9 protein-coding genes are annotated in these 13,800 nt (G+C 74.6%); 3 read left to right on the top strand and 6 right to left on the bottom strand.

From position 1 onward, the window contains the following. Nucleotides 1-125 precede the first annotated feature (125 nt). From AB0F71_RS33905 to AB0F71_RS33890, 4 genes are all read right to left on the bottom strand, one after another. A complete protein-coding gene (locus AB0F71_RS33905; RefSeq protein WP_360242912.1) occupies nt 126-2,297 on the bottom strand; it encodes an FUSC family protein in 2,172 nt (723 codons plus the stop codon). Nucleotides 2,298-2,328: 31 nt separating this feature from the next. Next, on the bottom strand, nt 2,329-3,459 hold the full coding sequence (locus AB0F71_RS33900) for an HTTM domain-containing protein (protein ID WP_360242924.1): 1,131 nt from the start codon (nt 3,457-3,459) through the stop codon (nt 2,329-2,331). 161 nt (nt 3,460-3,620) lie between these two features. Beyond that, nucleotides 3,621-4,280, bottom strand: coding sequence for a DUF5819 family protein (locus AB0F71_RS33895; protein WP_360242909.1), 660 nt, complete (start codon nt 4,278-4,280; stop codon nt 3,621-3,623). Nucleotides 4,281-4,418: 138 nt separating this feature from the next. Next, entirely contained in the window at nt 4,419-5,648 is a 1,230-nt protein-coding gene (locus tag AB0F71_RS33890) for a rhodanese-like domain-containing protein (RefSeq protein WP_360242906.1), read from the bottom strand. A 216-nt stretch (nt 5,649-5,864) separates the two neighbouring features. Here AB0F71_RS33890 and AB0F71_RS33885 point away from each other — a divergent pair, with 216 nt between their 5' ends. Next, nucleotides 5,865-8,729 (top strand): SpoIIE family protein phosphatase, encoded by a 2,865-nt coding sequence (locus AB0F71_RS33885; protein ID WP_360242903.1) that lies wholly within the window; start codon nt 5,865-5,867, stop codon nt 8,727-8,729. A gap of 55 nt (nt 8,730-8,784) precedes the next feature. On the opposite strand, the gene AB0F71_RS33880 is transcribed toward AB0F71_RS33885, so the two are convergent. Next, on the bottom strand, nt 8,785-9,501 hold the full coding sequence (locus AB0F71_RS33880; RefSeq protein WP_360242900.1) for a hypothetical protein: 717 nt from the start codon (nt 9,499-9,501) through the stop codon (nt 8,785-8,787). Between the two features lie 268 nt (nt 9,502-9,769). After that, the gene (locus AB0F71_RS33875) at nt 9,770-11,599 is read right to left on the bottom strand and encodes a phosphatidylglycerol lysyltransferase domain-containing protein (RefSeq protein WP_360242897.1); all 1,830 of its coding nucleotides are present in this window, start codon (nt 11,597-11,599) and stop codon (nt 9,770-9,772) included. Between the two features lie 343 nt (nt 11,600-11,942). On the opposite strand from AB0F71_RS33875, the gene AB0F71_RS33870 reads away from it, so the two are divergent. Together AB0F71_RS33870 and AB0F71_RS33865 are read left to right on the top strand one after the other, a co-directional pair. After that, a complete protein-coding gene (locus AB0F71_RS33870) occupies nt 11,943-12,593 on the top strand; it encodes a response regulator transcription factor (RefSeq protein ID WP_229928260.1) in 651 nt (216 codons plus the stop codon). Next, nucleotides 12,590-13,738: a histidine kinase gene (locus tag AB0F71_RS33865; protein WP_360242894.1), complete on the top strand. Its 1,149-nt coding sequence runs from the start codon at nt 12,590-12,592 to the stop codon at nt 13,736-13,738. Before AB0F71_RS33870 ends, AB0F71_RS33865 begins: the two co-directional genes overlap by 4 nt. Nucleotides 13,739-13,800: the final 62 nt, after the last annotated feature.

Here is a 13,800-nt window from a genome sequence, read left to right as displayed (position 1 = left end):
CTAAGGGGCGGCGCTCCTAAAATCACCCAGCCCCCGGAGCGCCCACCCCCGGAACCGCCCCCGGCTCACCCACCCTCCCGAAAGCCCACCCCCCACCCCAGCCCCGCGCAGCGGCCCCCACACCCCTAGCCCCCCGCCCCCCGCAAAGCCCTCTCCAGATCCCGCAAAGCCACCCCCACCAACCGAGTCCCCGCCCGCACCACATCCCCCTGCACCCCCGCCCCCGCCGAACCCCCCACCGAACCCCTCTCCGCACCCCCCACCGAACCCCCCACCGAACCCCCCACCGACCGCCCGCCCAACCCCTCCTCCAACCGCACCTGCGCCTCCCGCACCCCCGAGAACTCCACCGCCCGCCCCGTCAACAACGCCCCCGCCGCCAACGCCGTCGCCAACCGCAACTCCTCCGCGTACTCCGCCGCCCCCGGCACGGGCTCCGCATCGGCCCCCGGCAAATGCGCCTCCAACAACACCGCCGCCCGCCCCAAGTGCCCCACCGCCGCCCGCGCCCGCTCGATCTGACGCCGACTCACCCCATCAAGCCCCGACTCATGCCGCCCCGGCTCCGCATCGGCCCGCTGCATCGCCTGCAACAGCTCCGACCGCGCCTCCCGCGAGTCCAGCAGCGCCGCCCGCACCGCCCGCCCCCTCGGCGCCGCCGGATCCTCGTAGCAGGCGACCACCTCCGCCGCGTACCGCCCGGCCGCCGCCAGCCATTCGGCGAGCCGCTCCCCGAGCCGCGCGGTCTGCCAGGTCGGGAACAGCGCGTACGTCAGCAGCGCCAGCGACCCCCCGAGCAGCGTCAGCCCCACCCGCTCGAAGGCCGTGACCAGCGGATCCCCGGCCTGCAGCCCGAGCAGGAACACCACGTACGAGGAGATCCCGACGGTGGTCAGCGCGTACCCCGTCCGGAACGCCAGATAGGCCCCACCGATGCACAGCACCGCCAGCGAAGCCAGCACCCACTCCCCCGGATGGGCCAACTGCACCACCAGCGTCGAGACGGCCACCCCGACCACCGTCCCGGCCAGCCGGGCGACCCCCCGGCTGTAGGTCTGGGCGAAGTCGGGCCGCATCACCATGGCCGCGGTCATCGGCGCCCAGTACCCGTGGTGGAACCCGGCCAGCCGGGCCAGCAGGTAGGCGGCGGTGACCACCCCGGCGAGCCGGACGGCGTGCTGGAAGATCGCCGACCGCGGCCGCAGCTGCCGCCGTACGGCCCGCAGCGCGACCGGCAGCATCCGCGAGATCGACGGCTTGTGCAGCGCCCCGCCCGCACCGACCACGGGCGTGGTGATGGTGTCCTCGTCGTTGCGGTCCAGGGTGTCCGCCGCCTTGCGCAGCAGCCCGCCGAGCCGCCGGGCGGACCGCCGGGCCGCTCCTCGCAGCTGCACCCCCTGGTCCGGCCGCACCAGGGTCAGCGCGGGCGCCGACCGGGGGAGCCGGACGGGGTCGCCGGTGCGGACGGCCCGGGCGAGGGCGTCCATCACCTCGGCGGCGGCCGCCAGCACCTCCCGGGCCCGGTCGCGTTCCGGCCCCTCCTCGGGTGCGCCGACCTTGGGGTCGGCGAGCGCGGCGAGGGTGGGGCGGATGCGTTCGGCGATGCCGCGCAGGCCGCGCAGTTCGGGCGGCCGGTGGCGGTCCTGCCAGGGGGTGACGGCGGAGGCGCGCCGGGCGGTCATGAACGGTTCCGGGTCCACGTGCGCGGTCGGGTCCTGACGCAACCGGCGTGCGTAGTCGGCGAGTTCGGCGTAGGTGTCGGCGAGCGCGGCCCGTTGGGCGCTCCAACTGCCGATCGGCCACAGGGTGATGACGACGGCCTGGACGACGCCGCCGAGCGCGGCGACCAGCCCGTGGCCGAGCGCGGCGGCCGCGCTGACCGGGAGTTGGACCACGATCAGCATCACCGAGAGGGTGTTCGCGGTGACCACTCCGGCGGTGGGGCCGATCGCCCAGGCGAGTCCCGCACCGAAGGCCCACACCGCGAGCAGCACCGGGAACAGCCCGTACACCCCGGCGGCGAGGTAGCCGAGGAAGGTGCTGACCCCGAGCCCGACCCCGGCCGCGACGGCCAGGCTGGCGCGGGGCCGGAAGCTGCGCTGGAAGGTGGCCGAGCCGGCGATGAACGCGCCCATCGCGGCCGAGGTGGCGAGCCCGACCCCGCCGAGGGCGAGCGTGGGGAAGAGCACCAGCGCCACGGCGACCGCCCCGCGCAGCGCGCGCTTGGGGTCGGTGAGCGCCCGGTCGAGGGTGAGTCCGGTCCGCGCGGTGTCACGAAGGGCGGCGAACCAGGACATACCGCCATCCTAGACACGCCCTACGCCGCCATCAGCCTGCGCCACCGCTGCCCTGCGCCACCGTGGCCCTGCGCCACCGCAGCCCGAGCCGCCCCAGCCGCGCCGCCACCCACAGCAGGGCACCCGTCGGCAGGAACACCGCGTCCGCCGCGACCATCGCGAGCGAGAACACCGGCAGCCCGAGCACCACCGCGATCCCCAGGTGCTCCACCATCAGCACCGCCAGCAGCACGTTCTTGACCCGCCGGTTGAGCAGCGTGAACGGGAACGCAACCTGGAGGATCACCGTGCCGTACGAGATCAGGAAAACCGGCAGCAGCGCCGAGCCGACCAGCGCGGACAGCCCCGGCCAGGGCGCGAAGTAGTCCAGGTGCAGCGGGTAGTACAGCGCCGTACCGTCCTGCCAGCGCGAGCCCTGCACCTTGTACCAGCCGGCCGTGGCGTAGACCAGCGCCACCTCGGTGGCGATCACCAGCATCGCGCAGTTGTGCACCATGTTCGCCAGCGCGTCGAGCACGGCCCGCGGCTCGCCCGCCGGCCGCAGCCGGCCGAGCGTCCACCAGATCCCGGCGACCGCCCAGAGCCCCCAGAACAGCGGCGCCCAGCCGAGGTACGGGAAGGCCGGCCCGGTCCAGGTGAGGCTGTCCCCGGAGAAGTCGCCGGCCTGACAGACCGCCAGCACCGCGCCGAGCAGGGCCCAGAGCACCACCCCGCCCCGCCCGGGCCGGGCCCGGCGCGCGTCCAGCGACCAGACCTCGGCGCACCGGGTGAAGACCAGGTAGACGGCCATCAGGTGGACGATGTTGTCGCCGCCGTCGCCGAGGAGGACGTCGCGGTTCTGCAGTGACAGCACGGTGACCAGGAACAGCACGGTGCTCGCCCTGGTCCGCCAGCCCAGCAGCACCGCCAGGGCGGCCAGCAGGGCCAGGTGGTAGACCAGCTCGAACCAGAGCCGCCCGCCGAACCAGGGCAGCACGGTGAACGCCCCGTCGTCGGCCAGCAGCCGCTGGGCCAGCTCCATCGACCAGGGCGAGCGGTCGCCGTACAGCACCCGCCGGTTGGGCCACTCGCGCAGCAGGTAGGCGAGCCAGACCAGCCCGAAGCCGATCCGCACCACCGCGGCCTGGTGCCGTCCGAGCGTCCGCCCGCTGAAAGCCTCCATCGCCCGCCCGAGGGCCGCGACCGGCCCGCGTGCCGCCACGACCGGCCCGGGGCCCGCCGGAGCGACGGGCGGTCCGCCCTGCCGCGGCACGCCGTCCAGCAGCTGCGGCTCCACCGGCCCGGCCTCCCCGGCCGACGCCACGGGCTCCACTGCTCCCTCGTTCACCCCAGCCCCCGGTAGTCCTCGTCCCCGACCGGCCACCACGGCAGCTCCCGCACCCTGGGCGCGGGCGGCGCGGCCTCACCGCTCCAGGACGGCGGCGGCACCGTCGCCGTGGTCGCCCGGAACTGGATCTCCAGCACCCGCTCGCCGTCCACCTCCCGGCCGATCCGCTGCAACGCGATCCGCTTGAGGTACTGCTCGGCCAGCCTGCCGCGCGAGCCGGTCGGCTTCCCGTCCTGGGCGTCGTGCGAGCCGTCGTAGAAGTCCCAGGCGCGGCGCAGCAGGTTCTGGTCGACGTGGCTGGGCGCCGGGTTGCCCCGGATCGCCGCGATGTCCTGCGCGGTCAGCCCGGTCCAGTCGCGGGTGCGGGTGGCGCCGCCGTCCGCGACAGTACGCACCCGGGCGTCCACGCTGACGTTCTGCTGCAGCGGGTTGGGGGCGAACAGCTTCCAGTTCTGCTCGAACTCCGGGTAGACGATCCCGTCGACCTCGTCCCGGTACTGCCGGGACAGCGTGTTGGCGGGGGCGACGTGCAGGAACACCGCGGCGAGGAACAGCCCGGTGCCGCTGACCAGCACCACTGCGGCCAGGCCGAGGACGAGCTGCGCGGGCGTCGACCAGACCCTCCCCGGGGCGGCCCGGTCCGTGGTCCCCGTCATGGCCTCCCCGCCCGGTCGGCGCGCCGCCGGCCGGTACCGGCGCGTCGCGCGCCCATCCTGCCCTACCCGTCACCGGGCGGGCACCGGGAGGTTCCGGAGGTCCTGGAGGTCGCAGAGGTCCTACAGGTCCTACAGGTCCTACAGGACGAAGGCGGCCTGTCCGGTGCTGCTGACCATCGGACGGCCGGCCCCCTCCCAGGCGTACATCCCGCCGTCCACGTTCACCGCGTCCCGCCCCTGCTGCACCAGGTACTGGACGACCTGGGCGGAGCGGCCGCCGACCCGGCAGAGCACGTACAGCCTGTCCTCCGGCAGCTCGTCGATCCGGGCGATCACCTCGCCGATCGGGATGTGCAGCGCGCCGTCCACGTGGCCGGCGTCGAACTCGTCCTGCTCGCGCACGTCCAGCAGGGCGGCGTCGGCCGGCACGGAGGCGGCGTCGGTGGAGGGGATCTGCGCGAACATCGTGGGGCTCTCCTGAGCTCGGTGCGGGTCGGTGGAGTCGGTGGGGCGGGTGCCATTGTCGCCCACCGCCGTCGGCCGGCGGGCCGGATCCGGGGTGCCGAGCAGCCGCTCCAGCTCGGCCTGCTGCGCGGCGGCCTTGGCGAGCAGCTCCTCGGCGAGCTGTTCCAGCAGCCGGTCCGGGTCCTGCGGGGCGAGGGCGAGCAGCTGGCCCATCGGGGTCTGCTCCAGCCGGACCTGCTCGGTGGCGGTCTCGGCGATCTTGGCGGTCAGCCAGTCCAGCCGGCGGCGCAGCCAGCCCAGCCGGTCGGGGGAGTCGACGGCGGGCGCGGCCTCCGGCGCGGTGGACCACTCGGCGGCGAGGCCCTCCAGCGCGACGGTGTCCCCGTACGCGTAGGCCTCGTTGACCCGGACCAGGAAGTCCGCCCGGCGCTGCTGCTCGCCGGGGTCGGTGGTGAGGTCCGGATGGGCGCGGCGGACCAGCTCGCGGTAGATCCGCTGGGCCTCCTTCCCGGGCCGCACCCGGGCCGGCGCTGCGGGCGGCGGCGGGACGGCCTCGTCCGCGCCCTCGCCGGTCCTCTCCCGCTCCGAGCGCACCGAGTCGAACAGCGCGTCCAGGTCGGGCAGGTCCTCGACCTGCTGCCGCGCCTCGGCGGCCCGGCGCAGGTCGTCGGGGTGGCCGGTGCGGGCCGCGACGGCCTCGGCGACCAGCGCGTCGAGCTCGTCCAGCCGGGCGTAGAGCGGGCCGAGCAGCTGGTGGTGGATCAGCGCGAAGTTGTCGATCTCGACCCGCAGCGTCTGGACGTCCACGTCCATGCTGAGCCAGGCCAGCTCGGCGGCGGCGACCCGCTCCTCCAGCTCCTGCTGCTCCGGGTCCGTCCAGCGGGCAGGGCTCTGCGCGGTCACGATCTCACCTCTGTCTCGTCCGTCCGGCCGGCTTCCTTCGGAGCCACCGCGCGGGCGGCCCGGCCTGCCACCCTACCGTCGCGGTCCGCGCCGCCGTCCGGGTGAAGCGGGCGTACGAACCGGCGCGCGGCGCGTGACACGCAACCGATCCTGATGAATCTCCCCGTTTCGGTGTCGGGCCCGGCCCGGTCCGTGCTTCGCTGGTATCCGCACAGCGTGCCTTCCTCCGGAGAAACGGCCGCCCCGGGCGCGGCGGCCAGGCGGGAGCAGACCGAATCCATGGTGGCCGAGTCCAACTCCACACCGCTTCCGGCGGGCGCCGAGACCGCGCCGGGCGACCACCCGACGGGCGTGGCCGCCCTGGTCCGGCTCGCCCTCGTCGTGGTCGACCGGGCCGGCCGGATCGCCCAGTGGAGCCGGGCCGCCGAGGAACTGTTCGGGCACCGCGCCGAGGCCGCCACCGACCGCCCGGCCTCGGGCCTGCTGCCGGCCCTGGAGTCCCGGGTGCTCGGCCGCTGCGCGGTGCGCCGCCGCTGCGACGCCCTCGACACCCTGGCCGAGCTGACCGCGGCCGGCCGCCCCTGGGCCGGGCGGCTCACCGTGACCGACCGGGAGGAGCACCAGCGCGACGTGCTCTGGTGGGCCTACCCGCTGCCCGGCCCGGCCGGCGGACTGCTCGCGCTCGCCGCCGACGCCCGCCCGCTGCGCACCACCGGGCCGCGGCTCGCCCTCGGCGAGCGCCTGCTGCCCTTCACCGCGACGCCCGGCGCCCGGGGCGGCTTCCACGGGCTGACCGCCGCCCTCACCCCGCCCGCCGCCGAGCTGCCCGAGCCGCTGGCCCGGCTGCTGCCCGTCGCCCTCCGGGCCCCGCTGCGCGAGGCCGCCGCCCTGGGCGGGCTGCCCGCGCTGCGGCTGGACGCGACCACCGTGCTGCCGGTGCTGCCCTCCGATCCGCAGACCGGCACCGCCCACGTGGCCGCCGGCCTGGGCCGCCGCTACCCGACGCCCCAGCAGCGCGCGGCCCGGCTCGGTGCGCCGCCTCAGGGCGACCAGTCCGCGCCCGGCCGCCGTCCCCAGGGCCCGCTGCCTGCCCAGCGCGAACCGGTCCAGCGCGAACCGGTCCAGCGCGAACCGGCGCCCCACGGCCCGGCCCGGCGCGACCCCGCCCCGCACGCCCCCGGCGAGCGGCCCACCGCGGCCGTCGGTGCCCCGCCCGCCCTGCTCCCGGCCCCCGGCCGGGAGGCAGCACCCCCACGCACCGGAGGAGGAGCCACCATCGAGCCGCAGGCCGCCGTCGAGTCGTCCGCCCACGGCCTCCCGCCGCGCCGCCCCGACCAGGCCCCGCCCGGCGCCGTCCCCGCCCCCGCCGGCGGCGAGGGACCATCGAGCGGCCGGCTGGGCCCGTTCCTCACCAACGGCCAGGCCGGCGAACAGCTGGCCCTGCTGAACGAGGTCGGCGGCAAGGTCGGCACCACCCTGGACCTCGGCTTCACCGCCCACGAGCTGTGCCAGGTGCTGGTCCCCCGGGTCGCCGACTTCGCCTGCGTGGACCTCGTGGACGGCCTGATCTCGGACTCCGAGCTGCCGGTCTCCCGCCCCGACGACGACACCATGCTGCGCCGGGTGGCCCTGGTCTTCAACCAGACCGGCGGCGCCTGGGACCACGTGCTCTCCGAGGGCTCGCTGGTCAGCATGCCGCGCCGGACCCCGCCCGGGATGGCCCTGCAACTGAACCAGCCGGTGCTGGTCCCGGTGGTCAGCGCGGACGTCGCGGTGGACTACGCGATCGCGCTCGGCGGCGCCCAGCTGGCCCCGGTGGTCTCCGGCCGCTCGATGCTGGTGGTCCCGCTGTCCGCCCGGGGCACCGTGCTGGGCATCCTCAAGCTGCTCCGGCTGCCGGACCGCGCCCCCTTCGACGAGAGCGACGCCGCCACCCTCAAGGAGCTGGCGGTACGGGCCGCGCTGTCGCTGGACAACGCCCGGCTGCACCGCGCCGAGGCGAGGGTCGCCACCACCCTCCAGCGCTCGATGATCCCGACCCGCCCGCCGCAGATCCCCGGTGTGCAGATCGCCCACCGCTACCTGCCCGGCGATCCGAAGGCCGAGGTCGGCGGCGACTGGTTCGACGCGATCCAGCTGCCCGGCAGCCGGGTCGCCCTGGTGGTCGGCGACGTGATGGGCCACGGCATCCACTCGGCCGCCGCGATGGGCCGCTTCCGCACCGCGATGCAGACCCTCGCCGCCCTGGACCTGCCGCCCGGCCAGCTGCTGCGGCACCTGGACAACCTGGCCCAGAAGCTCGGCGACGACCACCTCGCCACCTGCCTGTACGCGGTCTACGACCCGATCAACCGGACCTGCGAGCTGGCCAGCGCCGGCCACGTCCCACCCGTCCTGGTGCACCCGGACGGCAGCGGGGAACTGCTGGAGATCCCGGCCGGCGCGCCGATCGGCGTCGGCGGGGTGCCGTTCGTCGCCAAGACCATCGACGTCTCGGACGGCTCGATGCTGGTGCTGTGCACCGACGGACTGGTCGAGGTCCGGGGCGGGGACATAGGGGCGGGCCTGGCCGCGCTGTGCGGCAACCTGATCGACCCGCAGCAGAGCCCCGAGCAGGCCTGCGACGAGGTGCTGCGCCGGCTGCACTCGGACGACCGCAAGGACGACGTCGCCCTGCTGGTGGCCCGTTTCGACGGGGTCGCCCCGTCCGAGGTGGCCACCTGGGACCTCACCGTGGACCAGCGCGAGGTCCGCCGGGCCCGTTCGCTGGTCCGCGAGCAGCTGGCCGCCTGGCACCTGGAGGCGCTCAGCGACACCACCGAGCTGCTGGTCAGCGAACTGGTCACGAACGCCGTACGGGTCGCCCGGGACCGGGTGCAGCTCCAGCTGATCCGGGTGGACAAGCTGCTGGTCGAGGTCAGCGACGACAACCACAACCTGCCCTCGCTGGAACCGGCCGAGCAGCTCGGCGAGACCGGCCGCGGCCTCACCCTGGTCACCAAACTCGCCGAACACTGGGGCACCGCCCGCAAGGCGGTGGGCAAGGTCGTCTGGTTCGAGCTGCCCCTCCCGCACGCATGACGGCCGCGTACGGGCAACGCCCCGTACGCGGCCGACAGGAAAGGTGAAGCGTCCCTCAGGGGATGAGCGCCCCCGCCGAACGGCGCCGGGCCTCCACCGCGACCTCCCGGGAGGCCGAGGTGGCCACCGAGGTGGCGGCGCCGACCCCGGCCAGCACCCGCGGCCAGAAGTCCCCGAAGACCTCGACCGAGACGGCGATCAGCAGCGCGGTGATCACCGCGACGACGTGCTCCAGGCCCGCCAGGTTCGGCAGCACGACCGCCTCGCCGACCATCAGCACCACCACCGTGGCGGCGGTGAACCAGGCCCGGGTGCGGAACGCGATGCAGATCGCCAGCGCCACCACCGCGGCCGAGGGCCCGGTGTCCCGCACGTAGGCGACCCACTTCGGGAAGCCGAACAGGTGGCTCGGCCCCATCGCCACGCCGACCCGGGCGAACAGCGTGCCCGTCAGGGTGCACGCGTAGGCGACCACCAGCGTCATCCGCCGGCCGAGCACGACCTCGGCGATCGCGAAGACCACGAAGACCTGGGCCAGTGCTCCCCACACCGGCAGGTCGAGGGCCGGCACGTACAGCGACAGCGGCGTCCGCAGCAGCGAGACCTCCAGCGGCAGCGAGGCCCGCACCACCCCGATGTGGTTGACGAACCGCTCGCCGCCCGGCAGGTGCTGGACGATGCTGAACAGCAGGATCAGAAACGTCGCCGCCGTGGCCAGCGGGAAGGCGGCGAACTTCTTGCGCACCACCGCGCCGCGGACCGTCAGGTACAACGCTCCCCACTCGGCGACAGCGGCCTTTCTGGCTAGCGCCAGCGGCCCCTTTCGCACGCCCCCCGCGTGGGTTCTGTGAATCACAACCGTTTCTCCCGAATCCCCGGACTTGTCAGCTACTCCCACATTAGAAGCCTGTTAACAAATCCACATCGGCATGGATGGGGATCGACGTCATCCTCAGGAGGGAGACGGATCCCCCCTCCGGACCCCCCGTACGACCGATGGCGTTCTCCGCCCCGGCCCCCCTCCGCCCCCCGACGGAGGGCTACCCCTTCCCGTCCCGGGCCGCCACCGGCAGCCGGGGCGCCACCACGGTGGGCCCGGCGTGCCGGCGCCGGAACAGGGCGGGCAGGCTCGGCGCGACGATGAAGCCCTCGGCGCGCGCGCTGGCGATGCCGATCCGCGGAATCTCGCTGCTCTTCTCGAACAGCAGGTAGCGCGGCTCCCAGATCGGCCGGTACTTGGCATTCGCGCGGTACAGCGACTCGATCTGCCACCAGCGCGAGAAGAAGCCGAGGACGGAGCGCCACAGCCGCAGCACCGGACCGGCACCGAGCCGGGAACCGCGCTCGAAGACCGAGCGGAACATCGCGAAGTTCAGCGAGACCCGCTTGAGCCCGACCTCCTCGGCGCGCTGCAGCAGCTCGATGACCATGAACTCCATCAGGCCGTTCTCGGTGTCCCGGGCCCGGCGCATCAGGTCCAGCGAGAGCCCGTCCGGGCCCCACGGGACGAAGCTCAGCAACGCCTTGAGCTCACCGTCCCCGTCACTGCACTCCAGCATCACGCAGCGGCCGTCGCCGGGGTCGCCGAGCCGGCCCAGCGCCATCGAGAAGCCGCGCTCGGTCGCCCCGTCGCGCCACTCGTCGGCCTTGGACACCAGCTGCGCCATCTCCTGCTCGGAGATGTCCTCGTGCCGGCGGATCCGCACGGTGTACCCGGCCCGCTTGACCCGGTTGTACGCCTGCCGGACCACCCGCATCGCCCGGCCGTCCAGCGAGAACTCGTCCAGCTCGACGATCGCCTCGTCGCCCAGCTCCAGCGCGTCCAGCCCGTGCCGGGCGTAGATCACCCCGGCCTCCTCGGAGGCGCCCATCACGGCGGGCGCCCAGGCGTGCTCACGGGCCTCGGACAGCCAGGCCTCGATCGCGCCCGGCCAGGCCTCCGGGTCGCCGATCGGGTCGCCCGAGGCCAGCGAGACCCCGCCGATCACCCGGTAGGTCACCGCCGCCTTGCCGCTGGGGGAGAAGATCACCGCCTTGTCCCGGCGCAGCGCGAAGTAGCCGAGCGAGTCCCGCTCGCCCTGCTTGTCCAGCAGGCCGCGCAGCTTCGCCTCGTCCTCGGGGTTGAGCAGCTCCTTGCCGCGCGGGCTTCGGAAGGCCACGTACAGCACCAGCAGGAACAGCACCGCGCCCATCGCGTTGATCGCCGCGTTCACCCAGGTCGGGGCCATGATCACGGAGCGCAGGTGCTCGGACGGGTTGATGGTGATCATCCGGCCGACCGAGTAGCGGAAGAGGTCCCACCAGCCGGCCCCGTTCAGCTGGTTGGTGATCCAGACCAGCAGCGCGCCGACGGCACCGCCGAAGAACAGCCCGCCGACGAAGGTGGCCGCCGCGGTCTTCGGGTTGGAGCGGTCGCCCTTGGAGGTGAACTCCTTGCGCCCGATCAGCAGCGCCAGCACGAACAGGCAGGTCAGCACCGTGGAGACGTAGTTGAGCGGGTGCTTGTTGAAGCGCTCGCCGGGCAGCACCATGGCCGCCAGGTACAGCACCGCGAAGACGCTGCTGAGCGCCGCGTTGAAGATCCACGCGGCCCGCTTGCGCCGCCGCATCGCGACCGCCAGGAAGACCGACAGCACCGCGGCCGCCAGGCCGGAGGTCATCAGGTACGGGGTGAAGTACTCGCCCTCGTTGTGCTCGCTGACCTGGTTCCCCCAGGGCACCAGCAGCACGGTCGCCAGGTTCAGCAGCGCCAGCAGCCTGAGGTACCAGACCGAGGCTGCCGCGGCCCGCGGGCGCCAGCGGTCGAGCGGTCCGTCGGGCCGGGGCCCGGCAGAGGTGGCGGACGGCTCCGACTTCACAGTGGACGACACAGCTCAATTCCAAACGATCAGATGGTGGGGCGCATCCGCACGCGGCCCGGCGCCGAGCGCCGGCACAGGCCCGACGGGCTGACCGGCCACCCCCGCCCACCGGCCGCCCGCGTCGAGCGGCCGACCGGAGAAAGGGCAGCCAACTCCATGGTTCCGCACCATTCCTGAAAATTGCGTGAACCGGGTAGCGGATTCACACCCCCGCCGAACGGCGGGGGTTCTTACCCCCCATGGGTTCGGCGCCCCGCCCCGGCTACCCCTACTCTCAAAAGCGACCCCCGCGGACCGACCGAACCCGGCCGCCCGAACCGAGGAGGCCCCCATCACCACCACCCGCGTGCTGATCGTCGACGACGAGATCCTGGTCCGCTCCGGCCTCGGCCTGATCGTCGGTTCCGCCCCCGACCTGGAGGTGGTCGGCGACTGCTCCGGCGGACAGGCCGAGGAGCACGTCCAGCGCCTGCGCCCGCACGTGGTGCTGCTCGACATCCGGATGCCCGACCTCGACGGCATCTCCGTACTGCGCCGGCTGCGCGCCCTGCCCGACCCGCCGGCCGTCGCGATGCTCACCACCTTCGACACCGACGAGTACATCGGCACCGCGCTGCGGGCCGGCGCGACCGGCTTCCTGCTCAAGGACACCGCCCCCGAGCAGCTGGTGCACGCCGTCCGGGTGCTCGCCGCGGGCGGCAACATCCTCTCCCCGACCGTCACCCGCACCGTGATCGGCGGCTACGTGGACGGCGGCGGCCCGGACGCCGAGGCCACCGCGCTGGCCCGCACCCTGACCGGCCGCGAGCTGGACGTGCTCGCCCTGCTCGGCGAGGGCCTGTCCAACGCCGAGATCGCCGACCGGCTCTTCCTCGGCACCGGCACGGTCAAGGACCACATCAGCGCGATCCTCGGCAAGCTCGGCGCCGCCAACCGGGTGCAGGCCGCCGTGCTCGCCCACCGGGCCGGCCTGGTGCGGCCCAAGCCCGGCGACGGGGCATGACGGCCGCCGACCAGCTGCCGCCCCGACGGCTGCCGGCCTGGTGCACCGCCCCCTGGCTGATGGTGCTGCTGCCCGTCCTCTACTCCCTGATGGACGCCGCCCTGGTGTCCCGGGACTCCACCTGGTGGCAGGTGACGCTCTCCGTGCTGGCCGCCGTGGCGCTGTTCTGGCGGCGCCGCTTCCCGGTGACGGTGCTGCTGCTCACCATGCCGGGCACCTGGGTGGAGGCGATCTGGCTGGCCCCGATCACGGCCGTCTACACGGTCGCCACCGAACGCCCCAGGGCCACGGTGCTGTTTCCCTGCGCGGCCCTGTTCACCCTGGTCGACTTCTTCCACTGGCCGCTGCCGAACCCGGTGATCGAGCTCAGCCGGAACACCGCCCTGGACGCCATCCAGGCCGTGATGCTCTCGGCCGGCCCGGCCGCCACCGGACTGCTCTCCCGCACCCGGCGGGAGCTGGCCGCCCGCCTGGACGAACTGACCCGCGGCCAGGAGCGGGAGAGCCGGCTGCTCGCCGAGCGGGTGCTGATCAGCGAGCGCGGCCGGCTGGCCCGGGAGATGCACGACGTGGTCTCGCACCAGGTCAGCCTGATCAGCATCCAGGCCGGCGCGCTCCAGGTGAGCACCACCGACCCGGCCGCCGCGACGACCGCCCGCACCATCCGCGAACTGTCCGTCCGGACCCTGGACGAGCTGCGCCAGATGGTCGGGGTGCTGCGCAGCACCGGCGGCCCCCGCCCGGACGCCCCGCTCGCCCCGCAGCCCCGGCTGGCCGACCTGCCCCGGCTGATCGCGGAGAGCGGCCTGACCGCCGACTCCGAGCTGAACCCCGGCGACCGCCCGTGGCCGGAGGCGGTCGAACGGGCCGCCTACCGCACCGTCCAGGAGGCGCTCACCAACATCACCAAGTACGCCCCGGAGGCGGTGGTGCACGTGCGGGTGCGGGCGAAGGGCCGCCGGCTGCGGGTCGAGGTCCGCAACGAGGCGCCGCCGGTCCGCCCGGCGGAGACCCTGCCGGGCGGCGGCCACGGCCTGGTCGGGCTGCGCGAGCGCGCCCAGCTGCTGGGCGGCACCCTCACCGCCGGTCCGACCCAGGACGGCGGCTTCGAGGTCCGCGCCGACCTCCCGGCCGGCCAGTCCTGACGGTCCGCCCACCCGGCCCTCCGGGGCAACGCGGGCCGGCCTGGGCGGGGCCGGGCCGGGGC

Source organism: Kitasatospora sp. NPDC028055, from assembly GCF_040637885.1.
Classification (GTDB): domain Bacteria; phylum Actinomycetota; class Actinomycetes; order Streptomycetales; family Streptomycetaceae; genus Kitasatospora.
Note: the sequence above shows the minus strand (reverse complement) of the source record. Positions and strands in the feature narration are given on the sequence as shown.